Below are 26,827 nucleotides of genomic sequence, written 5' to 3'. Positions count from 1 at the left end.
ATATAATAAAAACGTCAATCTATGGCAATATCATTATGCCACGATTGACGCTTTTTCACTTCGCAAAAACAACTAAATAAATAACCCCAATCGCCAAAAATATTCCACAACAAGCTAACAATACTTTTGCAAGTTTGTCCATAAACATATAATGGTTTCCCCTTTGTTTCGTTGTTTGCTATTTTAATTCGACAACTGTTACGCCTAGGCCTCCCTCGCCCATGTCACCGTAACGGTAATTCTTCACGCCGCGATGCTTCTTCAAGTAATCTTGTACACCTTGGCGAAGCGCTCCTGTTCCTTTACCGTGAATGATTGATACACGAGGATAACTTGCAAGCTGGGCATCGTCTAAATATTTTTCAACGCGCATCATTGCATCTTCATAACGTTCACCGCGAAGATCAAGTTCCAATGAAACGTGGTAATCTCTACCCTTCACACTTGCGACTGCTTTTTTCTCTGTTTGCTTCGGTGTGTTAATGTATTCCATATTAGATTCTTTTACTTTCATCTTCAGAATACCGATTTGTACGCTCCACTCTGTATCACTTACTTTTTCAAGTAATTGACCCTTTTGACCGAGCGTTAATACTTTTACTTCATCACCTGCGCGTAACTGTTGTTTCGGCGCAGTGTTTTTCACGTTTACTTTTTGTTTCTTCACAAGCTCTGGCGCTGTTCCTTCTAGACGGCTCTTCGCTTCAATAAGCTCATGGTCTTTCACATTTACAAGCTGTGCTTTACGCAATTGACGAAGTTCTTGAATAATACCTTCTGCTTCTTTCTTCGCAGCTTCGACTTTTTCTTCCCCTTCTTTTTGCGCTTTTAATAGTTTTTCATCACGCTCATCGTTAAACTCAATAATTTGACGTTGCAACTCACGATGAAGTTTCTCAGATTGTTTGCGAAGTGCCTCTGCTTCGTTCCAGTCACGCTCTGCATTCTTTTGACTTTCTTCTAACTTCGCAATCATATTCTCAATTTTGTTTGTATCTGTACTAATGTGGTTACGTGCTTGGTCAATAACGCGATCAGATAATCCAAGGCGCTTCGAAATTTCAAAGGCGTTACTACGACCTGGTACACCGATTAATAATTTATACGTTGGGCTTAATGTGTTCACATCGAACTCAACACTCGCATTAATAACTTGCTCACGGTTATATCCGTACGCTTTTAATTCTGGGTAATGCGTCGTAGCAACAACACGAGCACCACGATTACATACTTCATCTAAAATCGAAATGGCTAGTGCAGCACCTTCTTGCGGGTCTGTTCCAGCACCTAATTCATCAAATAAAACTAAGCTTTCAAAATCAGCTTTTTCTAAAATATCTACAATGTTCACCATATGTGAGGAGAACGTACTTAAGCTTTGTTCAATCGACTGCTCATCACCAATATCAGCAAAGATATTTTTAAATACACAAATCTCTGACTCATCCATTACTGGAATGTGAAGGCCAGATTGCGCCATTAATACACAAATACCAACCGTTTTCAGCGTAACTGTTTTACCACCTGTATTCGGTCCTGTAATAACAATTGTTGTGAAATCTTTACCTAGCATAATGTTATTTGGCACAATAATTTCTGGATCGATTAGCGGGTGACGAGCTTGTCTTAAATCCATATAACGCTCGTTATTTACGATTGGTTTCGTTGCTTTAATTCGCTTCGCATAAAAAGCTTTCGCAAAGATGAAATCAAGATTTGCAACTACTTCTACGTTTGATAAAACGATATCGGCTTCTACTGCCACTTCTTCTGTTAACATTAATAAGATGCGTTCAATTTCTTGTTTTTCTTTCACACGTGCTTCTTGTAGTGCATTATTTAATTCTACAATTACTTGTGGTTCAATAAATAACGTTTGTCCAGAAGCAGATTGATCGTGAACAATACCGCCATATACGCCGCGGTATTCTTGCTTTACTGGGATTACGTAACGTTCGTTACGAATCGTTACAATCGAGTCAGACAGCATCTTTTGTGCGTTTGAAGAACGCGTCATATTTTCTAACTTTTCACGAATACGGCTTTCCGCAGTACGAATTTGAGTACGAATACCACGCAGTTTATCACTCGCGCTATCGACTACTTCACCGCCATCACCGATGCAATTTGTAATTTTCTTTTCTAAATCATATAAAGATACAATTTGAGCGACATGAGTTTCTAAAATCGGAAGCTCGACACCGTTATCAGCCATATCTTCAATGAAACGTTTCATATTACGACTACCATACATCGTATTCGCAATATCAAGTAGTTCATTCGGGCTTAACATACTTCCAATCTTTGCACGCTTCACATTTGAGCGAATATCCGTAATGCCACCTAATGGTGCACTACCTTTTAAACGAATGACTTTCGCTGCTTCATCCGTTGTATCTTGCATTTCTACAATTTCTTCAAAATCAGTGCTCGGCACTAAATTCTTCACTTTATCACGGCCAAGTGAAGAGGCTGTATGTTCAAGCAATTGTTCTTTTACTTTATTGTATTCTAATACACGCAACGTTCTTTCTAACATGTTGCAGGTCCCCCTTGTGTTACTTATTACGTTTAATATAGTCTAATAAACGTTCAATATCCCATGTGTTAATCACGTTATCTTTTTGAATCCAACCTTTACGTGCTGCAGCTACACCTGTTTCCATATCTTCTAACATTTCAAGTGTATGAGCATCCGTATTAATCGCTACTTTTACACCAGCATCTTGTGCTTGTTTTAATAATTTCGCGCTTAAATCTAGACGGTTCGGATTCGCATTTAATTCTAAAACTGTATTTGTCTCTTTTGCGAGTTCAATTAATAAATCTGTATCTACATCATAACCCTCACGGCGCCCAAGAAGACGTCCTGTCGGATGGGCAATCATTGTGACATGTTTATTCTCAAGTGCAGTACGCAGACGCTTCATAATCGTTTCACGGTCTTGTGAGAAGCTAGAGTGAATCGCTCCAATGACATAGTCTAATTCTTCTAATACTTCATCATCAAAATCAAGCGAGGCATCTGGTAAAATGTCCATTTCAATTCCGCGTAAAATTGTAATGTCTGGATACTTTTCATTCATACGTTCAATTTCTTTCGCTTGCTCACGAAGACGCTCTTTCGTTAAACCATTCGCTACTTTCAAGTATTGCGAGTGATCAGTAATCGCCATAAACTTGTATCCACGAGCACGGCACGCTTGTACCATTTCTTCAATAGAAAAAGCACCGTCACTCCAAGTTGTATGCATATGTAAATCACCTTGTATATCGGAAAACTGAATTAAGTTTGGATACTCTTTAATTAATTCAATTTCTTTTCCATCTTCACGCACTTCTGGCGGAATAAATGGCAGACCGAAATGAGCGAAGAAGTCTTCTTCAGTCTCAAATGTTTTCACTTCACCTGTTTCCAAGTTCTCTACACCGTACTCACTAATTTTCTCGCCTTTATCTTTTGCGATTTGACGCATTTTTACGTTATGGTCCTTTGATCCTGTGAAATGGTGAAGAGTTGTAATAAACTCTTCTGGTTTTACTAAACGAAAATCAATTGAAATATCATATTCATATTGAAGACGGACAGAAACTTTCGTATCTCCACTCGCGATTACTTCAATCATGTTATCGAATTGTAGTAAATGCTCACGTACCGCTACTGGTTCTGTCGTTGCAATGATAAAATCTAAATCTTTCACTGTCTCACGAACACGGCGTAAGCTACCAGCGCGAGAGAAACGAATTACTTCAGCAATATTCGACAATTTCTCCTCTATTTCCCCGGCAATAGGCAATACCATCGCAATTGGTAAACGCTCTGGACGAGAGCCTACTTGATCGATTGCTTCTAATATTTTCTCTTCTGTCTTCTTACCGAAACCTGCTAAAGCCTGTACTTTATTTTCCTCACAAACAGCTTTTAGCGATTCCATATCAACAACACCAAGTTCTTTATATAACTTAGCCACCTTTTTACCACCAAGTCCTGGTAGTTTTAATAACGGCAATAAGCTACTTGGTACTTCTTTCTCAAGTTCTTGCAATACTTCAGATGTTCCCGATTCTATATATTCTTGAATAACGGCTGCTGTTCCTTTTCCGATTCCTGGAATCTTTGTGAAATCTTCAATTTCAGAAAGACTACGATCGTCACTTTCTAATGCTGCTGCCGCTTTACGAAATGCAGATATTTTAAATGGATTCGCACCCTTTAGTTCCATAAAAAGCCCGATTGTCTCTAATAATTTGATAACTTGTTTTTTATTTACTTTCATCATTGCCCCGCCTTTCTTTCATAGAAAAAAACTTCTCTTTCCGAAAAAAGAGAAGTTATACTCTGCTACCTGTCTGCCATAGTTCCTTCACCTTTTCAGATAGAATCGGTGTATCGTCTACAATTATTTTGCTAATTGATGATTTTTGTAATGGTGTTTGTACTTGTTCAATCGGAAGAATATTTCCAATGATAATTAAGACAAACAAAATAATATATACTTCTAAAAATCCGAGGATTGCCCCCGCAAACGCATTTACTTGCTTTAAAACCGGTATTTCTGCAAACATATTTAACAAATTACCAAGTAATGAAAGTGCAATTTTAGTGATAATAAACAATATGATAAACGCAAGCGCTTGATAAAATACTGTCTCAATATTATTTGCATCAATCCATTCTGGAACAGATACGTTTTTATCAAATGGATACGGAATAAATTTCGCAAGTGCTGGCGCTAAATCTTTACAGTACCAGTATGCAACAAGGTATGCGATAATAAAGCTTGTTAACTTTACAAGTTGCAGAATAAACCCTCTGCGTAAGCCGAGGAAAAATCCCATAACAAGCAGTAAAATGATAATAATATCAATCATGTTATTCCATTCCTTTTTTTGTCATACTTTCTTTCAATTTCTCATGTTCTTCTTTTAATTTTATGTAATCGTGTATGACGTTTACCGCCGTCAATACCGCTAGTCTACTCGTGTCAAGCGAAGGATTCTTGGCATTGAGTTCGCGCATTTTATCATCCACAATCGCTGCTACCATGCGGATATGACTTGTACTTTCATCGCCAACAACTGAATATTGTTGACCATAGATTTCTACATTAATTCGACTTTTCTTTCCCTTTTGTTGTGACAACTCACCGGCCTCCAATCACGTACAGAATCCTAAAGTTTATCATACCATGAACCTTCATAATATGGAAACAGAAAGAACAATCCGATATGATAAAAATAACAATATAAAAAAAGGGGTGACCATTATGTCAAATTCTATCGTAATTCAAACAAATTCTACAGTAATTGAAGACATGAAACAACAATATAAACATTCGCTTAGCCCGAAAACTCCGCAAGGCGGAATCTTCATGGCAAAAGTGCCATCTTGCACAATCACAGCGTATAAATCTGGAAAAGTAATGTTCCAAGGAGGCCGCGCTGAAGCAGAAGCTTCTCGTTGGCAAACTGTCTCTCAAACACCCAAAACAGCTGTAAAAAAATCTGTTGATTCCCACCGTTATGCACCGCCTGCTTCCATCAGTACAATGTCTATTGTAGGGTCTGATGAAGTTGGTACGGGAGATTTCTTTGGACCGATGACAGTCGTTGCTGTATATGTAGATGCAAAGCAAATTCCACTACTAAAAGAACTTGGTGTAAAAGACTCTAAAAACTTAAATGACGATCAAATTACTGCCATTGCGAAACAACTTCTACACGTTGTTCCTTACAGCTCCCTTGTCCTTCATAATGAAAAATATAACGAGCTATTTGATAAAGGAAACAACCAAGGTAAGTTAAAAGCTTTACTACACAATAAAGCTATTACAAACTTATTAGCTAAAATGGCACCTACAAAACCTGAAGGCGTCTTAATCGATCAATTCACACAACCTGATACATACTATAAATATTTAGCAAAACAAAAACAGGTACAGCGTGAGAATGTTTACTTCGCAACGAAAGGCGAAAGTGTCCATTTAGCAGTAGCCGCTGCTTCTATTTTAGCTCGCTACTCATTCGTAAAACAGTTTGACGAACTAAGTAAAAAAGCTGGTATGCCACTTCCAAAAGGTGCTGGTAAACAAGTTGATATCGCTGCAGCTAAATTAATTCAAAAGCTTGGTAAAGAACGATTACCTGAGTTTGTGAAACTGCATTTCGCTAATACAGAGAAGGCGTTTCGCTTATTAAAATAGTATCGACAAAAACAGGAGCCTACAAACTCCTGTTTTTTGTTTCGCCCTACTATTGTCCTTGTAATTATGTCACAACATAAATATACATATTATTAAAATTAAAGAAGATAATTCCTATTACTATTTCTATAAATGATTCTAAACATCTTACTAGGTAATCCCATGAAAGACAATTCAAAATTAGGGAGAATATCCAACTATTAAGTGAGCAACAGGAGTTCCAAAATTTAATCGAAAGATATGGTAGATCATTCCTATTAAATTTTCGGATTCGAAAATTTATCGTGAAACACGATGCACAACAAGCTACAACACTTCTGTGAGGAATTTGAATTCATGATTAGAAGAAAAGGATTGTTTACATAAGGAGGGAATTCATATGGACGCTGTGAAAGTTAAAAAATTATTATATGTTTTCATACACCTCGTAGGTCCACTTTCTTACTTCATTATTTCTACTGTTTGGGGCACTTTCTTCACTACTAAATCCACATTCGAAAACATATCTGATAGCCTTAGCGTTATGGCCATCTATTACGTGTTCATAAGTTTACTGTGGTTTTTCTATTTCGATCGATTAGACAAAGACATAAATAAGATTACAAAAGAAATTAACGATAATATGATGTAACACATAACAAAGGAGAGCCCTTAAGACTCTCCTTTGTTATGTTAGCTTCGTTTCTGCTTCTTATTAGATGAAGGTACTTTATGAGAACCTGTTTCATGTGTCGTCGTTCCTTGTCCTTCTACTTCTGGAGAACCAAGGCTTGACCTTGAATGATCTTTTTTCACTTTTTTACTCATTTTATACTCACCCCTTCGCGTTACTTTTTGCTACGGGGTCATAAACTATGCAAACAAAAAAGCGAGAGGAAATCCTCTCGCTTTTTTCATATTTTAGAACTCAGAAGAACCTGGAGTTCTTGGGAATGGAATTACGTCACGGATGTTAGCCATACCAGTGATGTACATTAGGAAGCGCTCGAAACCTAGACCGAATCCAGCGTGTTTTGTACCGCCGTATTTTCTAAGTTCTAAGTACCACCAGTAGTCCTCTTCGTTCATACCTAATTCTTTAATTCTGTCTACTAAAACGTCCATTCTTTCTTCACGTTGACTTCCGCCGATTAATTCGCCGATGCCAGGAACTAGAAGGTCAGTAGCAGCTACTGTTTTTCCATCTTCATTCATACGCATGTAGAACGCTTTAATGTCTTTCGGGTAGTCAGTTACGAATACAGGGCGTTTGAAGATCTCTTCTGATAAGTATCTTTCATGCTCTGTTTGTAAGTCAATACCCCATTCTACTGGGTATTTGAAGTCAGCACCTGATTCTTGAAGTACTTTAATTGCTTCTGTATATGTGATGCGACCGAAGTCAGAGTTAATCACGTTGTTCATACGCTCTAGAACTGTTTTATCAACGAAGCTGTTGAAGAAGTCCATTTCTTCTGGTGCATGCTCTAATACATATTTCATTGCATATTTCAGCATATCTTCTGTAAGATCCATTACATCGCCTAACTCAGCGAATGCAATCTCAGGCTCAACCATCCAGAACTCAGCAGCGTGGCGAGTTGTGTTTGAGTTTTCCGCACGGAATGTAGGTCCGAATGTATATACATCACGGAATGCTAATGCATACGCTTCAGCGTTCAGCTGTCCACTTACTGTTAAGTTTGTTTCTTTACCGAAGAAGTCTTTTGATTCATCAACTTGTCCGTCTTCACCTTTTGGTACGTTGTTTAAATCTTGTGTTGTTACGCGGAACATTTCGCCAGCACCTTCTGTATCACTACCAGTGATGATTGGTGTGTGAACATGTACAAATCCACGCTCTTGGAAGAACTGGTGAATCGCAAATGCTGCGATAGAACGTACGCGGAACGTTGCAGAGAATGCATTTGTTCTTGGACGTAAGTGAGCGATTGTACGTAAGTATTCAAACGTATGACGCTTCTTTTGAAGTGGGTAATCAGAATCTGATAAGCCCTCGATATCAATTTTTTCTGCTTTAATTTCAAATGGTTGCTTCGCTCCAGGCGTTGCAATTACTTTACCTTCTACTTTCACTGAAGAGCTAAGTGGAAGCTTTGCAATTTCTTTAAAGTTCTCTAATTCTGTATCGAAAACGATTTGAACGCTTTTGAAGAAGCTACCGTCGTTTAATTCGATGAAACCAAATGCTTTTGAATCACGTAAGTTACGAATCCACCCTGATACTTGTACTGTTTGACCTGCATACTTTTCTGTATCTCTATACAGACTTTTTACTAATGTGTTTTCCATAGTGAAATTCTCCTTTGCTGATATATTTAAATACAAAAAAACCTTTCATCCATAAAGGGACGAAAGGTTAAACTTCGCGGTACCACCCAATTTGTCATAAAGACCAACTTTAACTCGTATGTAATACATACTTCCCGGTTTGTAACAGGCCGGATTCCCGTCTAAGTCTACTCTTGAATACAAGATTCAATTTCGGTTAGCAACTCCAAGGTGTTCTTCACATATACCGCCTCATCAGGCTCTCACCGCCCCTGACTCGCTTTGGATTATAGTATATACTACTTTTCCTTATCATCGTCTTTCATTTTGTTAAACTAAAATTAATGTACTACATTCGAGAGAAAGATGCAAGATGCCAGAAAATATATAAGCGATTTTTGTAATATATCGACTTACCGACATCTGTCGACGATTGTGCAATAAAAAAATTGCCGGAATGAATCCGGCAATTTTCTAATTACTTACGTAACTCCGCACCAAATTTCTCTTCTACCGTTGTTAATACACGGTTATGCGCTTCTGTTACTTCTTCATCTGTTAACGTACGTTCTGCATCGAAGTAAGTCATAGAGAATGCAAGTGATTTCTTGCCTTCTTCCATTTTTTCACCTTCGTATAAGTCGAATAGTGTTACGTCTTTCAGAAGTTCTCCGCCAGCTTCAGCAATGACTTGCTTCATTTCACCAGCTTTTGTTTCTTTTGTTACCACAACAGCCATGTCACGTGTCATAGATGGGAAACGCGGAATTGCTGAGTAGTAAGTTTCTTCAGCGTCTGCACCGAATACTTTTACAAGAGATAGTTCAAATACGAATGTATTTTTCACATCTAATTGTTTTTCTGCTTCTGGGTGCAATTGACCGATGAAACCAATTACTTCGCCATCTAATACGATATCAGCTGTACGGCCTGGATGCATACCTTCACGTTTTGCTGGTGCATATGTGATTTGGTTTGAAACGCCAAGTACGTCGAATAGTCCTTCTAGTACACCTTTCATAACGAAGAAGTCTACTACTTTCTTCTCACCTTGCCATGCATGGTGAAGAGCAAGACCTGTCATAACACCTGCAAGGTGTTGTTCTTCTTTCGGAAGTTCTCCTGCTTCTGTTGGTAAGAAGATAGAACCTACTTCGTATAAAGCAACGCTGTCGTTTTTACGAGCAACATTGTATGAAACTGCTTCTAGCAATTGTGGCACTAAGCTTAAACGAAGTTGGCTACGCTCTTCGCTCATTGGAAGCGCAAGGTTTACAGGTGCTTTTTCGTTTGGCTCAACCATGTATTGTTTCGCTTTGTCAGCGCTTGTTAATGAATACGTGATTGCTTCATATAAACCAGCACCCTCTAAGAAGCGACGTACTTTACGACGTTTCGTTTGTGCTGATGTTAATTTACCACGAGTCATCGTTCCAGAAGGTAATGTAACTGGAATGTGGTCATAACCGTATAGACGGCCCACTTCTTCTACTAAGTCTTCTGAAATTGTAATATCAGGACGACGTGCTGGTACATTTACATGGAATGTTCCTTCTACTTCTGTGAATGGGAATTTCAAGTTTGTGAACATTGTACCCATTTCACTCGCAGAAATGTTTGTACCTAATACACGGTTTATTTTTTCAGCAGTAACAGATACTGTACGCTCTTGTACTTGTAAGTTGTCAGCTTCTACTACACCTTCAAGTGCTTCTCCGCCAGCGTATTTCGCCATTAAAGCAGCTGCGTGTTGAATTGCTTCAAATGTACGTGTTGGGTCAATTCCTTTTTCGAAACGTGCACTTGATTCACTACGAAGACCTAAGTCTTTTGATGTGCGACGCACTGTTTGACCTGCAAAGTATGCAGACTCAATTAGAACGTTTACTGTCTCATTTGTAACTTCAGAATCCGCTCCGCCCATTACACCAGCAACAGCTAAAGCTTTTGTTCCGTTTGTAATTACAAGGTGGTGGCTTTGTAATGTACGCTCTTGATCATCTAACGTTTCAATTTTTTCGCCTTCTTTTGCAAGACGAACAACGATTTCTTTTGAACCTAATTTATCGTAATCGAATGCATGTAACGGTTGACCGTATTCCATTAAAATGTAGTTTGTAATATCAACTACATTGCTAATTGGACGAATGCCAGCTGCCATAAGACGAGTTTGCATCCACATTGGTGATGGACCAATCTTTACGTTTTTAACCATTTTTGCAATGTATAATGGGTTTTCTTCTTTCGCTTCTACACTTACAGAAATATAATCAGAAGTTTTTTCTGCTGTTTCTTGTAATTCGATAGCTGGAAGTTTTACTTCGCGGCCGTAAATAGCAGCCACTTCATATGCAACACCTAACATGTTTAAGCAATCTGCACGGTTTGGTGTTAAACCAAGCTCAAGTACTTCATCGTGTAAGTTTAAAATTTCAAGTGCATCCGCACCAACTTCAGCGTCACTTGGGAAGATGAAGATACCATCTGCATAGTCTTTTGAAACTAACTTTCCATCAATGCCAAGCTCTTGAAGAGCACAAACCATACCGTGAGAAGCTTCACCACGTAGTTTTGCTTTTTTAATTTTGAAGTTACCAGGAAGTACAGCACCAACTTTTGCAACTGGTACTTTTAAACCTTTTGCAATATTAGCAGCTCCACAAATAATTTGAACTGGCTCTTCTTCACCGATATCGATTAAGCATTTGCTTAATTTATCAGCTTCTGGGTGTTTTTCACATTCTAATACGTGACCAACTACAACACCTTTTACACCTTTATTTAATACTTCAACGCCTTCTACTTCAATACCACTTTTCGTGATTTTGTCTGCTAGTTCTTGTGCTGTTACATCTTTAATATCTACATACTCTTGTAACCAACGATATGATACGAACATATTTATCCTCTCCTTCCCTTACGCTCGTTTGAATTGTTGTAAGAAACGTACATCATTTGTATAGAAATGACGAATGTCATCTACGCCGTATTTCAACATTGCGATACGCTCTGCGCCCATACCGAATGCGAAACCTTGATATTCTTTTGAATCATAACCAGCCATTTCAAGTACGTTCGGGTGAACCATACCTGCGCCTAAAATTTCAATCCAGCCAGTTCCTTTACAAGTGCCGCAACCTTTACCGTGACACATCATACAAGAAATATCCATCTCTACAGATGGCTCTGTGAATGGGAAGAAACTTGGACGAAGACGGATTTCACGATCTTCACCGAACATCTTTTTCACGAATACTTGCAGTGTACCTTTTAAGTCACTCATACGAATGTTTTTATCAATTACAAGACCTTCAATTTGCATGAACTGATGTGAATGCGTCGCATCATCATCATCGCGGCGATACACTTTACCAGGACAGATAATTTTGATTGGGCCTTTTTCTTTATTATTTTCCATCGTACGTGCTTGCACAGAAGATGTATGTGTACGTAGTAACGTTTCTTCTGTAATGTAGAATGTATCTTGCATGTCACGTGCTGGGTGATCTTTCGGTAAGTTTAGTGCTTCGAAGTTGTAGTAGTCTTTTTCTACTTCTGTTCCTTCAGCTACTTCATAACCCATACCGATGAATACATCTTCAATTTGTTCAACAACAGCTGTTAACGGATGGTGACAACCTGTTTCAACAGGACGACCTGGTAGTGTAACATCAATTGTTTCAGTAGCTAATTTCGCTTCAATTACTGCTTTTTCTAAGTTACCAATTTTGTCTTCTAGACGCGTTTGAATCGCTTCACGTACTTCATTTACTAATGCTCCCATACGCGGACGCTCTTCTGCTGATAATTTTCCCATGCCGCGTAATACTTCTGTAATTGGACCTTTTTTCCCTAAATACGCTACGCGTACGTCGTTTAAGCCCTTTAGCTCTTTCGCTTCTTCAATAAGCTCTAACGCTTTTTGCTTTAGCTCTTTTAAACGTGCTTCCATTTGGAACCCTCCTAATTTTAAAAATAAAAAAACCTCGCTCCCAAAAAGGGACGAGGTAAATTCGCGGTACCACCCTAAATTGACAGAACAAGTCTGCCCACTCATTAGTTATAACGATCAATTCTGACCGGAACGCCTTTACATATATATGGTCCTGGCGTCAACTCCAGAGGTGAATTCACTTCCGTCTACCATAAGAATGCTTTCAGTCTAAGGCATTCTCTCCCTATATGGCGATTTTGTAAGTTACTCTTCTCTATCAACGTTTTTCGTTATTTAACTTTTAATATAATATACTTCAACTTATTATAAGAAGTTTTTTATTTGTTCGCAACTGGGCTTTGCAAATAATACGTTAAAATCCCTGCTGCAACCGCAACATTTAATGATTCTGCCCCACCGTAAATCGGAATATACAAGTTTTGATCCGTTTTTGCAAGAATTTCTTGGCGTACGCCATTTCCTTCATTTCCAACAATTAATGCAAAACTTCCGGCCGGAGTTACTTCACCATACGGAACTCCATTTTCAAGAGCTGTTCCATATACAGGAACGTTATTTTCTTTTAACTTGTCTACCCATTCTTCTAAGTCCCCTTTTACAATTGGTAAGTGGAAAATAGAACCTTGTGTAGAGCGGAGTACTTTACTATTGTAAACATCAACACAACCTTCTCCAAGCACAACGGCGTGAATACCAGCTGCATCAGCTGTACGAATAATTGTTCCTAAATTACCTGGGTCTTGCAGGCCATCTAATAAAAGGAATTTCCCATCAGTAAGAGCTACTTCTTTCTCATGCTTCTCACAAACAGCAAATACACCTTGTGTCGTTTCTGTTTCACGAAGTACTTTTACAATCGCCTCAGGTACGATATACATTTCCACATCATTAACTGTCCAATCTTTCGGAAGATCCGTCTGATCTGAAACGATAAGTTCTGTTACAATTCCTGCCTTCAAAGCTTCCTCGACTAAGTGGAATCCTTCTACAAAAAATAAACCTTTTTTATCGCGTTCTTTTTTCGTTTGCAGCTTTTTCCACTGCTTTACACGCGGATTTTGTACTGAATCAATGTTTTTCATAATATGTATTTCCCTCTCTTCTTGTCTTATCATTATAGCCTATTTTTCATACATATTTACATAAAAAAGAACAAAAACTAACGTCAGTTTCAATTCTGAAGAAGAGGTGAAAGCAATGAGTTTTAATTTACGCGGTGCCGTATTAGCGAATGTATCTGGTAATTCACAAGATCAATTACAAGAAACAATTGTCGATGCAATTCAAAGCGGTGAAGAAAAAATGCTTCCAGGTCTTGGCGTTTTATTTGAAGTTATTTGGAAAAACGCTGATGAAAATGAAAAGCACGAAATGTTAGAAACACTAGAGCAAGGATTAAAAAAATAAGCAATTTGAAAATCACCTTCGCATAAGCAAAGGTGATTTTTTTTACGGAAAAATTTTTCTTCTCCTAAACATTTCTACTTTACTAACGAACTATGATGGAGTACAATGTTCAAAATACATTTAAACCGATCGATTTTTCTTCGTATACATCATTAGATAAAAGGAGTGAATGTTTTATGCACCGTATTACGCTTGAACAAGTTTTTAAACATCACATTACACAAAAATACGTAAACCGTTCTGGAATGGTCCACGCGATCGCTGTCGCTTACCATGCGTTTCACCTAGCCAAAAAGCATCACGCCTCAGTCGATGCTGCGACAAAGGCCGGTTTCCTTCATGATATCGGACATCATACGTGGTACACAGGCGGCGAATGGGACTATGACTTATATAAAAAGAATGATATCCATGCAATTAAAGGCGCAGAAAGAGCACATAAATTGCTTATTAGATTGGGAGAGCATCCAAAACTAGCAAAAGAAATTTCTATCGCAATCCTTCTGCATACAGATTCTTTCTTAGTGGAACAAGAAATTGAAAGAACATCTCTTCAAAGCATTATTAAATGGGCAGACGAAGCAGATGAAGAACCAGGCGGAGCTCATCATTATAGAACGATTTCTTATGAAAAAGCACTTAAAGCTATTCAGCAATTAGATCGATTGGTAGAGCGTGAATTGCAAATAGAGCAAGCCAAATTGAATAACAAGGCAGAACATAGTTATCAATGAGAAAGAGGCATCACTACAGGGTGATACCTCTTTTATTATTTTATGGAAAATAAACCTTTATCCCGCATTAACGGGCAGTAAGACCCCCACCTCGAAATTCAGCAAAGACGAGGAAGTTAGGTGGGGAATCAACTGCCCGTAAAAGCCCGATTGGTGAGGGCTGATAATCAGTGGGGGATGAACCTCCCCAATGATTAAAGTTTCACTTTATATGTAATATTTAAATGTTACATTCAAAAACAAATTACTTTATAATTAAATATATAAATATAAAAGAGGTGATTTTACAAATGCAACCCGCTACACAGCTTTCTAATGAACAGAAATACTCTATGTCATGGGGACAATTTATTAGCTCCGTTTTATTCGCTTTTTTCGGAACCGGACTTATTACTGTGTTCCTCGCAATGCCATTAACAATTTATACAGCAGGTCTTACAGATAAAAAACAAGTTGCCCTATATGAATCTATTGCAAATACTGCAAGTACCGTATTACAACTAGCTGTATTGTTATTCTTCATTTTTAAATTCGAACCCGCAAAAAAATTACTACTAAAATCTTTTAACTTTAAAACACTGAAAGAATGGCGCACATACGTATACTTACTTCTTTTCTTCGTTATCAACATCATACTCAATTACATCTTGTTAAATTATGTGTTCCAAGACGCAACAAAGCAGCAATCTTCCGCACTAAGCTTAGACGTCTTTAAGCAATATCAAATATTATTACTTCTCAGCTTTGCAATACTCACACCCATTTTTGAAGAACTTATTTTCCGTGGTTTTATACTTCGCTTCTTCTCAGAACGCTTTCCATTTTGGATTGCAGCCATCGTAACAAGTTTCTTCTTCGGTATCGCTCATACATACTCACTTGGGGTAATGGTAATTACTTTCTTTATGGGATTATTAATGGCCATTTTATGTAAAAAAACAAAGTCCATTATTCCAGCTATGTTATTTCATATTATGAATAACATGTTGGCATTCTTGAGTTGAAAAGAGGTATCATCGCGATACCTCTTTTTACTCTTTTCTCATAACTTCAAACTCTTCTGCGGTTAGCGTTTTTGATAATCCATATCGTTATTACCCATTTCCTTCAATTTATATATATCCATTAATAATATCCAAAATAAACCTTACGTAGTAAAATATAGCTTATTACATAAAAGGAGATTATATATGTTTAGCTTCCTTTGGATTGTTTATATGCCCCTTCTTGTTTTATGCGGATTTTTCGGTGGTATTTTTTTAATTATTACTAGTATTAAACATCGGAAATTATTTATTGGTTTAATGGGGGTACTTAGCTTTTCCTTTGTAACGCTACCTTTTGTTTTTTGGAGCATGGGGGTGAATAGCGAGACAATCCTCCCTATTTCAACTACTTTATATTGGATATTGTTTTCTTTAACTGGATTATCGGCAGGAGTAAGTGGATTACAAGCAAAAATTAAAAGTATACGCAACATAGGATTTATTATTTTTATTGCGGGACTACTGGGGGTTATTTTCTGGGAACTCATGTCTGCAGGTGATTCATTCTACATCTAATTGAATCCTTTTATAGGAAAACAAAAAGCAGGGAAATTAATTCCCTGCTTTTCTATTTGGTTTATTGCCTGATTGTAAGAAGAACGATAACACCCAAGCAATACCTGCTAGTATCGTTGCAATTAAGAAGGCATCGTTAATACCGTTAATTGCAGATAGCTTTGAAATTTGTCCATATAATAGTTGTGTGCTCATCGCATCTCCTGCTTGAGCTGATCCAGCTAAAGCAGCTAAGCTTTGACCCATGCCGTGTACTTTATCAACTAATATTGGGTTTGAAGTTGTTAACATGTTGCCGTAATCTGCTACGTGAGCAGTTGTTTGTTGCGTCATAAGTGTGATTAAAATCGCTGTTCCGATTGAACCAGCTACTTGTCTTGACGTATTTTGCGTTGCTGTACCGTGAGAAATTAATTTCATCGGTAGCGCGTTCATACCAGCTGTCATAATTGGCATCATAATGAATGACATACCAATTGAACGTATAATATAATCCGTCATAATAACACTATACGGTGTATCCATCGATAATTTTGTAAATTCATATGTCGCATAGGTCGTAATTGCCAATCCAATTATCGCTAATGGACGAATGCCATATTTATCGAATAATTTACCCGCTACTGGTCCCATGATCCCCATAATTAATGATCCTGGAAGAAGTAGTAAACCTGATTCAATTGGCGTAAAGCCGCGAATATTTTGCAGATATACTGGAAGTAATAACATACCTCCGAATAATGCCATCGTAACGATTGCATTAATTACTAAAGTAAAAGTAAATACTGGGTATTTAAACACTTGTAAATCAAGCATTTTATTGTCCGTTGTTAACTCTCTCCAAATAAATAATGCTAAACCAATTACACCAATGATAAGTGAAATAACAACTTCTGCACTAGTCCAACTATTATTTCCAGCCTCACTAAATCCGTACAGTAAGCTACCTAGTCCAATACTTGAACTAATTACACCAAATACATCTAATTTCGTTTTAGACACTGGTTGAGCGAGTGTAAAGAATTTTAAAGATAGGAACGTAATAATTAAACCGATAATAAACATCGCATAGAACATTAAATTCCAGCTATAGTTTTCAATAACCCAGCCTGTTACAGTTGGTCCAATAGCTGGCGCTAAAATCATTGCAACACCTAGTAATCCCATCGCTGCTCCGCGCTTATGAGGCGGGAATAACGTCATAAAGATGTTCATACCAACTGGCATTAAAATACCTGCACCGACCGCTTGAATAATACGACCTGTCATCATCATTGTAAAGTTTCCTGATATAGCACAAATGATAGACCCTACAGTGAAGAATAACATTGCTGCTACAAATAATTTACGATACGTAAATCGTGAAACTAAAAAGGCACTAATCGGTACTAAAATACCATTTACAAGCATAAATCCTGTAATTAACCATTGCGCCGTTGAAGTTGATACGTTAAATTCATTCATTAACGGAGGCAATGCAACGTTAATGATTGTTTGGTTTAAAATAGAAACGAACATGCCGAGAATTAATACTGTTACAACTGCTTTTACATTCACATTCTCTATAGGCATAGACGTTTGTTTTTTCGGCATTTCTTTTTCTTGTTTTACTTCTTCTTGCTTGCCTGTTTCTAATTCAACTACATTAGAAATTTCTACTTCTTGCTTTTGTTCATTTTCTTTTTCTTCTGCTTCTAGCTTACTTACTTCTATTTTACTTACGGCTGGGACTTGTTCTTCTCCCACGTTCGTTTTTTTCTTTCGTAAAAGACGATTTACAAGGAAGAAGACGATTATACAAAATAGTGCATATCCTACAATTGTAATTGAGGACATCTCATCTCCCCCTTACTTATGAATACGAACTGACACATTCATTCCAGGAACAATATTTACTGATTTACTATGATCTAAAGAAATTTTAACTGGTACAACTTGTTTTACTTTCGTATAGTTCGCTGTTGCATTACTTGATGGTAACATTGAGAATGTATTTGCTGTTGTTAACCCAACTTGTTCTACTTTCCCTGTTAACGTTGTATCTGGGTATGCATCTACATATACATCTACTGTTTGACCTTTTTGAACATCATCAATCACTGTTTCTTCAATGTTTGCTGTTACCCATAAATTGTTCATATCGAATGCGTAAGCAATCGGGCTACCAGCTCCAACGAAAGCATTTGTTGTTGCGTTTGATTGTACAACCGTTGCATTTTGTGGAATTGTTACATCTACTGTTTGTTCTCCATTAGCTGCCGCTACAGTAACAGCACCTAATTTATCGTTCTCATTATAATTTTTTCCTACTTCAGCTTTCCAGTCAGTTAGTTTACCTGCTACTGGCGAAGCAACCGGAATTACCTTTCCATCAATCTTTGCATTGTCTGTTTTTAAGTAATTTTCCGTTTGGTTGTAATAGTAATAACCGCCAATACCGCCGCCAACTAGTACAATTAATGTGATAATGTTGATAATTACCATTCTTCGAAACTGATTCATTGCATTCCTCTCCTTATATCGCATATAATTTTTTTCTAAACTATTTATGTCCTTATTGTTTAGATTGTTTAATTGTTAATTATATTAACCTTTTAACAAAAAAATCACACCATCTGCAGCGTAAATCGAAACTTATCTACCTGCGAGCGGTGCTGATTTCTGAAGGACTATCGTTTATAATTATAAATAATTATTTTGAATCTACAACCGACAATTTACGTATGAAATGTTGCTTAAACAACAATATAATACCAATATGTTGTTTAAGTATAGAAAATTAAACGAGGAGAAGTAAAATGTCTATTAAAAATACAAATGATCCACGTGTAAAGCGAACGAGACAACTCATTCAGGATGCTTTTGTCGCTTTAGTAGGCGAAAAAGGCTTTGAAAATGTAACTGTGCAACATATCGCAGAACGCGCTCCTGTAAATCGCGCTACATTTTATAGCCATTACCATGATAAATATGACCTATTAGACAAAAGTATTGAAGAAATGTTAGAGAAGCTAGCAGAAGTAATTAAACCGAAAAATAGAAATAAAGAAGATTTTCAACTTACATTCGATTCACCTCATCCTACATTTTTGGCTTTATTCGAACATATCGCAGAAAACGTGAACTTCTATAACGTTATGCTTGGGGATAAGGCTGCCGGAAACTATTCTTATAAAATGATGAAAACGATACAAGTGCATTTAACATTAAGCTTGTCTATTTCACAACCAGATGACGAAGATCTTATGGTTCCTCGTGATATTTTGATTAGTTATGTGACAGGGGCTCACATCGGAATGATTATGTCATGGTTAAAAAGAGGAATGATATATACCCCGCATTTTATGGCGATGCAATTAACTCGTTTAATTATTTTAGGCGCTCATACTGCAGCGGGATTAGAGCGACCTTTTTAAAACACAAAAAAGCGAAGGAAAATCTCCTTCGCTTTTTCTATTAATTAAATGTAATGTTATGTACAGCATCCTTATCAAGACGTTTAATAACTTCTACAATTAACTTTACTGCATTTTCATAATCATCACGGTGTAACATTGCTGCATGTGAATGGATATAGCGCGTTGCAATTGTAATTGCCATAGAAGGAATACCGTTTACAGCAATGTGAATCGCACCCGCATCAGTTCCCCCGCCGGCTACTGAATCATATTGATACGGGATTTGTAATTCATCAGCAACATCAACTACGAAATCACGTAAACCTGTATGTCCAATAACAGAAGCATCATATAAAATGATTTGTGGTCCATCGCCCATTTTACTTTGCGCTTCTTTTGACGTTACACCCGGTGTATCTCCAGCGATACCAACATCTACTGCGAACGCGATATCTGGTTTAATATAATTCGCAGATGTTTTTGCGCCACGAAGACCAACTTCTTCTTGTACAGTTCCAACGCCGTATACAACGTTTGGATGCTTTTCATCTTTTAATTGTTTTAATACGTCAATTGCAATTGCACAACCGATTCGGTTATCCCATGCTTTTGCAAGTAACATTTTTTCATTCTTCATCACTTGGAATTCAAAATAAGGTACAACTTGATCTCCTGGTCGTACGCCCCACTCCATCGCTTCTTCTTGGCTAGAAGCACCAATATCGATGAACATGTCTTTAATTTCAACTGGCTTTTTACGTGCTTCTGGAGGTAAAATGTGCGGTGGTTTTGAACCAATTACACCTGTTACATCTCCTTTACGCGTTACAATCGTCACGCGCTGTGCAAGCATAACTTGTGACCACCAGCCACCAACCGTTTGGAAACGAAGGAAACCTTTGTCATCAATTTGCGTAATCATAAAGCCAACTTCATCTAAATGACCTGCAACCATAATTTTTGGGCCGTTTTCTTCCCCTACTTTTTTCGCAACTAAACTTCCTAAATTATCAGTAGAAAGTTCGTCCGCAAACGGCTCAATATATTTCTTCATTACTTCACGTGGCTCACGTTCATTACCAGCAATACCACGTGCATCCGTTAATTCTTTTAGCATTGTCAATGTCGCGTCTAATTTTGTCATTGCCAACACCCTCCTTTTTCTTCAGTCAATTCATTATACAATAATTAAATTGAAATATTCAAAAATTAAATTAGTATCCTTGTGTTTGACGCTGATGATTAACTTCATTTTTATCTAAATATGCTTTTTCAATCTCTTCTTGCTCAAATTCAAGTGCTTGTCCAAGTCGAAGATAGCTCGTAAATAATTCAATATAGTTTGTAATAGATGGTTGATCTGTAAAACGAATTACTTTCGCATATGTGTCTAAGAAAATTTCCACTTGTGTTTTATTCGTTTGTGCACATTTATAGAATAGGAAGTTTTTATCAATACTTAAATCAATTCCGATTGATAAAATAAAATGCAAACCATCTACGTATTCTTCTAATATTACTTCACGTTCCGAAGCTGGTTTGTTGCTCCAATATTTAAAACAACGTGTTTCATTTGCAAGTTCTCCAATTTCTACAAGAAGAGCTAACATTTTTTCTTTTAACAATTTTTTCGGTTGTAAGTCATGTTCTTTTGCAATACGGTCATCTAATTCTTTTTGTAATTTAAATAGTTGTAGTAAGTCCATTCTATTGTCCTCCTCCAACATCGCATGTTACGCAACAATGTTGTTTCATCTCAAAGTTCATTATTATGTTTCAGTTCTTATGAATAAGTCAGCTATCTACCTCTTTATAAAATAGCTTGTCCTTAATTTGCAAATACGTTTCAGTCATCGCTCTTAAATTGTTCATCTGATGAAAGTTCCATATCATCTTTCCATTATAGCAGTGTCGTTTCGGCTAGGAAAGATACTCTTCTTTCCAAACGTGCATAATTAAAAAAAGCCAGGAGGATTCTCCTGACTTCATATATATATTCTTCTATATCACTATAGTTTTTATGTTGATTTTGTCATATCGATAACAACACATCCGTTAGTCTTTAGAACTTCAAACTTCTCTCTGAATACAAACAAAAAACCTTAGAAGAAAATTCTTCTAAGGTTTCAACTAATTAATTAGTTAATGTTGTTTTTTGCAACTGTTGCTAATTCAGCGAAAGCTTTTTCGTCATGAACAGCTAAGTCAGCAAGCATCTTGCGGTTAACTTCGATGCCAGCATTTTTTAAACCGTGCATTAAGCGGCTGTAAGAAAGACCATTCATACGAGCTGCTGCGTTGATACGTGTGATCCATAATTTACGGAAGTCACGTTTCTTTTGACGACGGTCACGGAATGCATACATTAGAGATTTCATAACCTGTTGGTTAGCAACCTTGAATAATGTATTTTTTGAACCGTAGTAACCTTTTGCTAATTTTATAACTTTTTTACGACGTTGACGAGTAACTGTACCACCTTTTACTCTTGGCATAATATTACCTCCTAATTGTTCTATATATCAGCCGAACTTATTTTAAGTTGTCAAGCATTTGACGAATGCGTTTGAAGTCACCAGCGCTTACTACACCAGCTTTACGTAGTTTACGTTTAGCTTTTGTAGATTTGTTAGCGAATAAATGGCTTGTGTAAGCGTGAGAACGTTTCAGTTTACCTGATCCAGTCTTTTTGAAACGCTTTGCAGCGCCGCGATGAGTTTTTTGTTTAGGCATAGGTATTTCCTCCTCTATCTATTACTTATCGTTTTTCGGTGCTAAAACTAAGAACATACTGCGTCCTTCCATTTTAGGCTTAGATTCAACTGTACTAACTTCAGCACAAGCTTCTGAGAAGCGATCTAAAACACGTTGACCGATTTCTTTATGAGTAATGGCACGTCCTTTAAAGCGAATTGACGCTTTAACCTTGTCGCCTTTCTCTAAAAACTTGATAGCATTACGAAGTTTTGTGTTAAAGTCGTGTTCATCAATTGTTGGACTTAAACGAACTTCTTTCATGCTAATTACTTTTTGATTTTTGCGCTGCTCTTTTTCTTTCTTCTGTTGCTCAAAGCGGAATTTACCGTAGTCCATAATGCGGCATACTGGCGGTTTCGCATTTGGAGCAACTAATACTAAATCAAGATTAAGATTTGCAGCTAAGTCTAAAGCGTCATTACGAGACTTGATTCCAAGTTGATCGCCATTTGCGCCAACTAAACGTACTTCACGTGCACGAATTTGCTCGTTAATCATCATATCCTTGCTAATAGTAAGCCACCTCCAAGGTTTTCTCAGAACATATTTTGTAGTCATAGAACCCGACAAAAAAAGTGCGGGCATACGACACCCACACTTGTAAAATCTTAAGTAAGAAATACATTTACCTGCTAACTGCGAATGCGTCCATCAGGTGAGAAGCGGGTGCTTCTACTTGTTCCACAAAACAATATTCTATTATCCTTGATGAGTTTATCATAGGACATGACGTCTGTCAAGAAGACGCGATGTGTTTTACTAACAACAAGAAATATTGTAACAAACAACTAACATACTTGCAATACTTTTTTATGATAAGTGGTACATGGTTATTTTTTCCAATTCTCCTCAAGTATATTACATAAAAAAGCCGCGGTATACCGCGGCTTTTTCTTATCGTTTTCCTTCTACTTTAATCATGTCAACAAAAGCATCTAATGCGATTGTTTCTGATTTTTGTTCACCATATTTACGTACGTTTACGCCGTTTTCAGTTACTTCATTGTCACCTACTACAAGCATGTACGGAATTTTTTGCATTTGTGCTTCACGGATTTTGTAACCGATCTTCTCTTCACGAGTGTCTAATTCAACACGGATACCCGCACGACGCAATTCGTCTTGTACTTTCTTCGCATAGTCTAAATGTACTTGCGGAGAAACTGGAATTACTTGTACTTGAACTGGAGCTAACCAAGTTGGGAATGCACCTTTGTATTCTTCAATTAAGAAGGCTACGAAGCGTTCCATAGTTGATACAACACCACGGTGAATTACAACTGGACGATGTTGCTTACCGTCTTCGCCAACATAAGTTAATTCAAAGCGTTCTGGAAGTAAGAAGTCTAATTGTACAGTTGAAAGTGTTTCGTCTTTTCCAAGAGCAGTACGGACTTGAACATCAAGTTTTGGACCGTAGAATGCCGCTTCACCTTCAGCTTCATAGTAATCAAGACCCATTTCATCCATAGCTTCTTTTAACATACCTTGTGCTTTTTCCCACATCTCATCATCCGCATAATACTTTTTAGTATCTGCTGGGTCGCGATAAGATAGACGGAATGAGTAGTTCTCTAAACCGAAATCTTTGTACACTTCTAGCGTTAAGTTTACAACACGTTTTAACTCTTCTTTAATTTGATCTGGACGAACGAAAATGTGCGCATCGTTTAAAGTCATTCCGCGTACACGTTGTAATCCAGATAACGCACCTGACATTTCATAACGGTGCATTGTTCCAAGTTCCGCAATACGGATTGGTAATTCACGGTAGCTGTGAATATCATTTTTATAAACCATCATATGGTGAGGACAGTTCATTGGACGAAGAACTAATTCTTCATTATCCATTTCCATTGATGGGAACATGCCATCACGGTAGTGATTCCAGTGACCAGAAGTTTCATATAACTCTCTACTTCCTAATACTGGAGTGTATACGTGATCATAGCCTAAGCTTGCTTCTTTATCAACGATGTAACGCTCGATAATACGACGAATTGTTGCACCCTTTGGTAACCAAAGTGGTAAACCTTGTCCTACTTTTTGGCTATTAGTAAATAGTTTTAATTCTTTACCTAATTTACGGTGATCGCGCTCTTTCGCTTCTTCAAGCATACGTAAGTGCTCATCTAATTCTGCTTTCTTAACGAATGCAGTACCGTAAATACGTTGTAACATTTTATTATTGCTATCGCCGCGCCAGTAAGCACCTGCAACGCTTAATAATTTAAACACTTTAATTTTCCCTGTAGATGGAAGGTGAACACCACGGCAAAGGTCGAAGAATTCGCCTTGCTCATAGATTGAAATAACTGCATCCTCTGGAAGATCGTTAATTAAATCTAATTTTAACTCATCACCAATTTCTTCAAAGCGACGAAGTGCTTCTGCACGTGGTACTTCGTGACGAACGATTTCTAAGTTCTCGTTCACGATTTTTTGCATTTCTTTTTCGATTTTCTTGAAGTCTTCAACTGTAATTGCTTCTTCCATATCAATATCGTAGTAGAAGCCATTTTCGATTACTGGACCAATACCAAGTTCAAGCTTAACATCTTTATATAAACGTTTTAACGCTTGTGCTAATAGGTGGGCTGTTGAATGGCGTAAAATGTATAAGCCATCTTCAGAATCTAATGTAATAATAGAAACTGCTCCATCTTCTTCGATTGGTGTAACAAGATCAATCATCTCATCGTTTAATTTTCCAGCCACAGCTTTTTTCTTTAAGCCTGGGCTAATAGAAGCTGCGATTTCTTCAGTTGTTACGCCTTTTGGAAACTCCTTCACAGCTCCATCAGGGAAAGTAATTTTAACTACATCTGCCATCACTGGTCACTCCTCTTTTTCTCAAAATAAAAAACACTCATCCCGTAAAAAGGGACGAGTGTTGAATTCGTGGTTCCACCCTTGTTCCAATTAACATAATCGTTAATTGCTCAAGTTCAACATAACGGTGTTGTCCGTTAGCAATTACTAAAAGAATCGTTCACTGCTAAAGTTTAGAGGTGGTAAGTAATAATCCCGTAATAGGAAGCTCACACCCTAAGGCTTCCCTCTCTGAAAATCGTAGAAAACTACTCATGTCCTCATCATGACATTTCAATATATTTCATTTATGTAGGTAATTATATGCTCAAAAACTTAGAAAATCAAGGGCGTTACCTTTATTTTTAAATTTTTCACATTGCGCTCAAAATCATGTAATCCATGTAATTGGACCCGTTCTTGAAACACATTTCGCAAAGTAATAATCATATTATGGTCTTGTTCTTTCGTATATAAATAAATCTTTTTTGGCGAAATAGAAAGAAGCGGCGCAATTACTTTCGTATCAATATATACATCATTTTGTTTTAATAATTCCTCATCTATATATTGGACCAACTTCTCCTGTTTTAAACGTCTACCTTTATCATCATAAAAGATAAAGCTTTCATCAAAAACAAGATGCACACAGGACAATCGTGATTTACGGCTACTCACTTGTTGCCGAAGCGTCTCAATAAACATTTGGTATTCTTGTTCCATCTTATACTCATCAATTGCCACTTCCGCAAGTTTAGCCACCATTTCCCTATATGTACGAAGACGAAAACGGATATATGATGAAAACGAGAATGAGAGCGGATCACAAAGCCAATTATTTAAAGAAGACTTAATATATGACTCAAATGCGTTACGCGTTAAATCCTGAGCTACCCCTTTTCTTCTTCCCTTTAAAATCTCATGTGCCATGTGCAATATTTGATGACACTCTTCTTGTTCTTCATAAAAAAACTTTTCTTTTAAGATCGTATAAATCCACTCATTTTGTTTCACATTCACAATGAAATACACCATTACTGGCAATAAGATCTTTTCAATATAATTCGATTCACGTACTGGTATGTGAATCACCACTTTTTGTTCCTGTAAATACACACTCGTTTCCTTATATAATACTTCCGCTCTTTTCAGCAATTGTCTATATACGTGCATAGCATCATTTTTTTCTTCGAAGCAAATTTCAATCACTTTTGTCCCCCCTTTTATCCCTGCTCTAAAGGACTGTATCTATACGTTACAAATCCTATAAGAGTCCGTCCCGCGTGAAGTTCACTCTTAGTAGAATTACATTTCCTATCGTTAGAAAATCCACTCAATATGGCTTGCTAATTTTATATATATTAAGGGAGGGAGAAAAAAATGATACAAGCTACTATGAATTTTTTTATTGTATACTTTACTCATTACTAAAGGGAGGTATCTGAATGTTTGAATATAAATTCGTAAAAGTCGAATTTCATTGGGGGCTCACTCGCTCAAAACTAGCTGAAGACTACCAAGAAATTATTCAAGAACATGCTAGAGATGACTGGAGGTTCGTACAGATTGTTGCCCCTACGATTGGCAGTTCTGGACAACCTGAATATTTCGATCTCATATTTGAAAAGAAAATATCACTATAATACAAAAGAGCAAGCTTCTCTGAAGTGACCCCATGCCCATCAACTTAAGAAATAAGACTACCCCCAAGTGTCAAAAAACGTTATTC

25 protein-coding genes, 2 pseudogenes and 4 other annotated features are annotated in these 26,827 nt (G+C 37.2%); of the genes and pseudogenes, 9 read left to right on the top strand and 18 right to left on the bottom strand.

All coding sequences use genetic code 11. The features are described 5' to 3' along the window. Positions 1-178 precede the first annotated feature (178 nt). The 4 genes from ACODS7_RS14485 to zapA are packed head-to-tail and all read right to left on the bottom strand — an operon-like array spanning position 179 to position 5,143. Entirely contained in the window at positions 179-2,539 is a 2,361-nt protein-coding gene (locus tag ACODS7_RS14485) for an endonuclease MutS2 (protein WP_488826943.1), read from the bottom strand. Positions 2,540-2,558: 19 nt separating this feature from the next. After that, entirely contained in the window at positions 2,559-4,277 is a 1,719-nt protein-coding gene (polX, locus tag ACODS7_RS14480; RefSeq protein WP_243168860.1) for a DNA polymerase/3'-5' exonuclease PolX, read from the bottom strand. A 55-nt stretch (positions 4,278-4,332) separates the two neighbouring features. Beyond that, positions 4,333-4,872: a CvpA family protein gene (locus tag ACODS7_RS14475; protein WP_000565409.1), complete on the bottom strand. Its 540-nt coding sequence runs from the start codon at positions 4,870-4,872 to the stop codon at positions 4,333-4,335. 1 nt (position 4,873) lies between these two features. Beyond that, positions 4,874-5,143 (bottom strand): cell division protein ZapA, encoded by a 270-nt coding sequence (gene zapA / locus ACODS7_RS14470; protein ID WP_000082701.1) that lies wholly within the window; start codon positions 5,141-5,143, stop codon positions 4,874-4,876. 124 nt (positions 5,144-5,267) lie between these two features. Here zapA and rnhC point away from each other — a divergent pair, with 124 nt between their 5' ends. The 3 genes and pseudogenes from rnhC (at position 5,268) to ACODS7_RS14455 (ending at position 6,834) form a co-directional block, all read left to right on the top strand. After that, a complete protein-coding gene (gene rnhC, locus ACODS7_RS14465) occupies positions 5,268-6,203 on the top strand; it encodes a ribonuclease HIII (protein WP_098138677.1) in 936 nt (311 codons plus the stop codon). 132 nt (positions 6,204-6,335) lie between these two features. Further along, positions 6,336-6,569 (top strand): annotated as a pseudogene (locus tag ACODS7_RS14460) (hypothetical protein). Positions 6,570-6,582: 13 nt separating this feature from the next. After that, positions 6,583-6,834 carry a hypothetical protein gene (locus ACODS7_RS14455; protein WP_000340262.1) on the top strand — a complete coding sequence of 84 codons (252 nt, stop codon included), beginning with the start codon at positions 6,583-6,585 and terminating at the stop codon, positions 6,832-6,834. A gap of 41 nt (positions 6,835-6,875) precedes the next feature. Here ACODS7_RS14455 and ACODS7_RS14450 read toward each other — a convergent pair whose 3' ends face one another. From ACODS7_RS14450 to ACODS7_RS14430, 5 genes are all read right to left on the bottom strand, one after another. Continuing rightward, positions 6,876-7,010 carry a YuzL family protein gene (locus ACODS7_RS14450; RefSeq protein WP_000039592.1) on the bottom strand — a complete coding sequence of 45 codons (135 nt, stop codon included), beginning with the start codon at positions 7,008-7,010 and terminating at the stop codon, positions 6,876-6,878. Between the two features lie 93 nt (positions 7,011-7,103). Further along, the gene (asnS, locus tag ACODS7_RS14445) at positions 7,104-8,495 is read right to left on the bottom strand and encodes an asparagine--tRNA ligase (RefSeq protein WP_000432189.1); all 1,392 of its coding nucleotides are present in this window, start codon (positions 8,493-8,495) and stop codon (positions 7,104-7,106) included. Positions 8,496-8,547: 52 nt separating this feature from the next. Next, positions 8,548-8,799, bottom strand: a binding site (T-box leader). Positions 8,800-8,952: 153 nt separating this feature from the next. Then, the gene (gene pheT, locus ACODS7_RS14440) at positions 8,953-11,373 is read right to left on the bottom strand and encodes a phenylalanine--tRNA ligase subunit beta (RefSeq protein WP_098630180.1); all 2,421 of its coding nucleotides are present in this window, start codon (positions 11,371-11,373) and stop codon (positions 8,953-8,955) included. Positions 11,374-11,391: 18 nt separating this feature from the next. Continuing rightward, positions 11,392-12,426, bottom strand: coding sequence for a phenylalanine--tRNA ligase subunit alpha (pheS, locus tag ACODS7_RS14435; protein WP_000388220.1), 1,035 nt, complete (start codon positions 12,424-12,426; stop codon positions 11,392-11,394). A gap of 43 nt (positions 12,427-12,469) precedes the next feature. Further along, positions 12,470-12,698: a binding site (T-box leader), on the bottom strand. Between the two features lie 48 nt (positions 12,699-12,746). After that, the gene (locus tag ACODS7_RS14430) at positions 12,747-13,544 is read right to left on the bottom strand and encodes a TrmH family RNA methyltransferase (protein WP_016080112.1); all 798 of its coding nucleotides are present in this window, start codon (positions 13,542-13,544) and stop codon (positions 12,747-12,749) included. A gap of 82 nt (positions 13,545-13,626) precedes the next feature. Here ACODS7_RS14430 and sspI point away from each other — a divergent pair, with 82 nt between their 5' ends. The 4 genes from sspI to ACODS7_RS14410 all read left to right on the top strand — a co-directional run bounded on the left by sspI (position 13,627) and on the right by ACODS7_RS14410 (position 16,132). Beyond that, the gene (sspI, locus tag ACODS7_RS14425) at positions 13,627-13,836 is read left to right on the top strand and encodes a small acid-soluble spore protein SspI (protein ID WP_000009509.1); all 210 of its coding nucleotides are present in this window, start codon (positions 13,627-13,629) and stop codon (positions 13,834-13,836) included. Positions 13,837-14,012: 176 nt separating this feature from the next. Then, positions 14,013-14,570 (top strand): HD domain-containing protein, encoded by a 558-nt coding sequence (locus tag ACODS7_RS14420; protein ID WP_000554805.1) that lies wholly within the window; start codon positions 14,013-14,015, stop codon positions 14,568-14,570. Between the two features lie 290 nt (positions 14,571-14,860). After that, positions 14,861-15,574, top strand: a complete 714-nt coding sequence (locus ACODS7_RS14415; protein WP_029443387.1) for a CPBP family intramembrane glutamic endopeptidase — start codon at positions 14,861-14,863, stop codon at positions 15,572-15,574. Positions 15,575-15,760: 186 nt separating this feature from the next. Next, the gene (locus ACODS7_RS14410; RefSeq protein ID WP_016080110.1) at positions 15,761-16,132 is read left to right on the top strand and encodes a hypothetical protein; all 372 of its coding nucleotides are present in this window, start codon (positions 15,761-15,763) and stop codon (positions 16,130-16,132) included. A gap of 36 nt (positions 16,133-16,168) precedes the next feature. On the opposite strand, the gene ACODS7_RS14405 is transcribed toward ACODS7_RS14410, so the two are convergent. Both ACODS7_RS14405 and ACODS7_RS14400 read right to left on the bottom strand, forming a co-directional pair. Further along, positions 16,169-17,968, bottom strand: coding sequence for a DHA2 family efflux MFS transporter permease subunit (locus ACODS7_RS14405; protein WP_016080109.1), 1,800 nt, complete (start codon positions 17,966-17,968; stop codon positions 16,169-16,171). Between the two features lie 12 nt (positions 17,969-17,980). After that, the gene (locus ACODS7_RS14400) at positions 17,981-18,634 is read right to left on the bottom strand and encodes an HlyD family secretion protein (protein ID WP_016080108.1); all 654 of its coding nucleotides are present in this window, start codon (positions 18,632-18,634) and stop codon (positions 17,981-17,983) included. Positions 18,635-18,930: 296 nt separating this feature from the next. Here ACODS7_RS14400 and ACODS7_RS14395 point away from each other — a divergent pair, with 296 nt between their 5' ends. Next, positions 18,931-19,548: a TetR/AcrR family transcriptional regulator gene (locus tag ACODS7_RS14395; protein WP_000023661.1), complete on the top strand. Its 618-nt coding sequence runs from the start codon at positions 18,931-18,933 to the stop codon at positions 19,546-19,548. A gap of 40 nt (positions 19,549-19,588) precedes the next feature. On the opposite strand, the gene ACODS7_RS14390 is transcribed toward ACODS7_RS14395, so the two are convergent. The 7 genes and pseudogenes from ACODS7_RS14390 to ytxC form a co-directional block, all read right to left on the bottom strand. Next, positions 19,589-20,674, bottom strand: coding sequence for a M42 family metallopeptidase (locus ACODS7_RS14390; RefSeq protein ID WP_000163554.1), 1,086 nt, complete (start codon positions 20,672-20,674; stop codon positions 19,589-19,591). Positions 20,675-20,744: 70 nt separating this feature from the next. Then, complete coding sequence (locus ACODS7_RS14385) at positions 20,745-21,236, bottom strand: dUTP diphosphatase (RefSeq protein ID WP_243168859.1); 492 nt, start codon at positions 21,234-21,236, stop codon at positions 20,745-20,747. A gap of 432 nt (positions 21,237-21,668) precedes the next feature. Continuing rightward, a complete protein-coding gene (rplT, locus tag ACODS7_RS14380; RefSeq protein ID WP_001138362.1) occupies positions 21,669-22,025 on the bottom strand; it encodes a 50S ribosomal protein L20 in 357 nt (118 codons plus the stop codon). 37 nt (positions 22,026-22,062) lie between these two features. Further along, a complete protein-coding gene (gene rpmI / locus ACODS7_RS14375) occupies positions 22,063-22,263 on the bottom strand; it encodes a 50S ribosomal protein L35 (RefSeq protein WP_001125945.1) in 201 nt (66 codons plus the stop codon). A gap of 21 nt (positions 22,264-22,284) precedes the next feature. Beyond that, entirely contained in the window at positions 22,285-22,788 is a 504-nt protein-coding gene (gene infC, locus ACODS7_RS14370; RefSeq protein WP_000973215.1) for a translation initiation factor IF-3, read from the bottom strand. Between the two features lie 62 nt (positions 22,789-22,850). Further along, positions 22,851-22,971, bottom strand: a sequence feature (ribosomal protein L20 leader region). 210 nt (positions 22,972-23,181) lie between these two features. Then, positions 23,182-25,119, bottom strand: coding sequence for a threonine--tRNA ligase (gene thrS / locus ACODS7_RS14365; protein ID WP_000786077.1), 1,938 nt, complete (start codon positions 25,117-25,119; stop codon positions 23,182-23,184). A 47-nt stretch (positions 25,120-25,166) separates the two neighbouring features. Next, positions 25,167-25,395 (bottom strand) — a binding site (T-box leader). 31 nt (positions 25,396-25,426) lie between these two features. After that, positions 25,427-26,307, bottom strand: a pseudogene (gene ytxC, locus ACODS7_RS14360) (putative sporulation protein YtxC). 236 nt (positions 26,308-26,543) lie between these two features. Between ytxC and ACODS7_RS14355 the strand changes: the two are divergent. Continuing rightward, positions 26,544-26,741 carry a DUF4177 domain-containing protein gene (locus tag ACODS7_RS14355; protein ID WP_000464454.1) on the top strand — a complete coding sequence of 66 codons (198 nt, stop codon included), beginning with the start codon at positions 26,544-26,546 and terminating at the stop codon, positions 26,739-26,741. Positions 26,742-26,827: the final 86 nt, after the last annotated feature.

This window comes from Bacillus sp. FG16 (assembly GCF_057809515.1).
The sequence above is the reverse complement of the archived record's forward strand: the minus strand, read 5'-3'. Positions and strand labels throughout refer to the sequence as shown.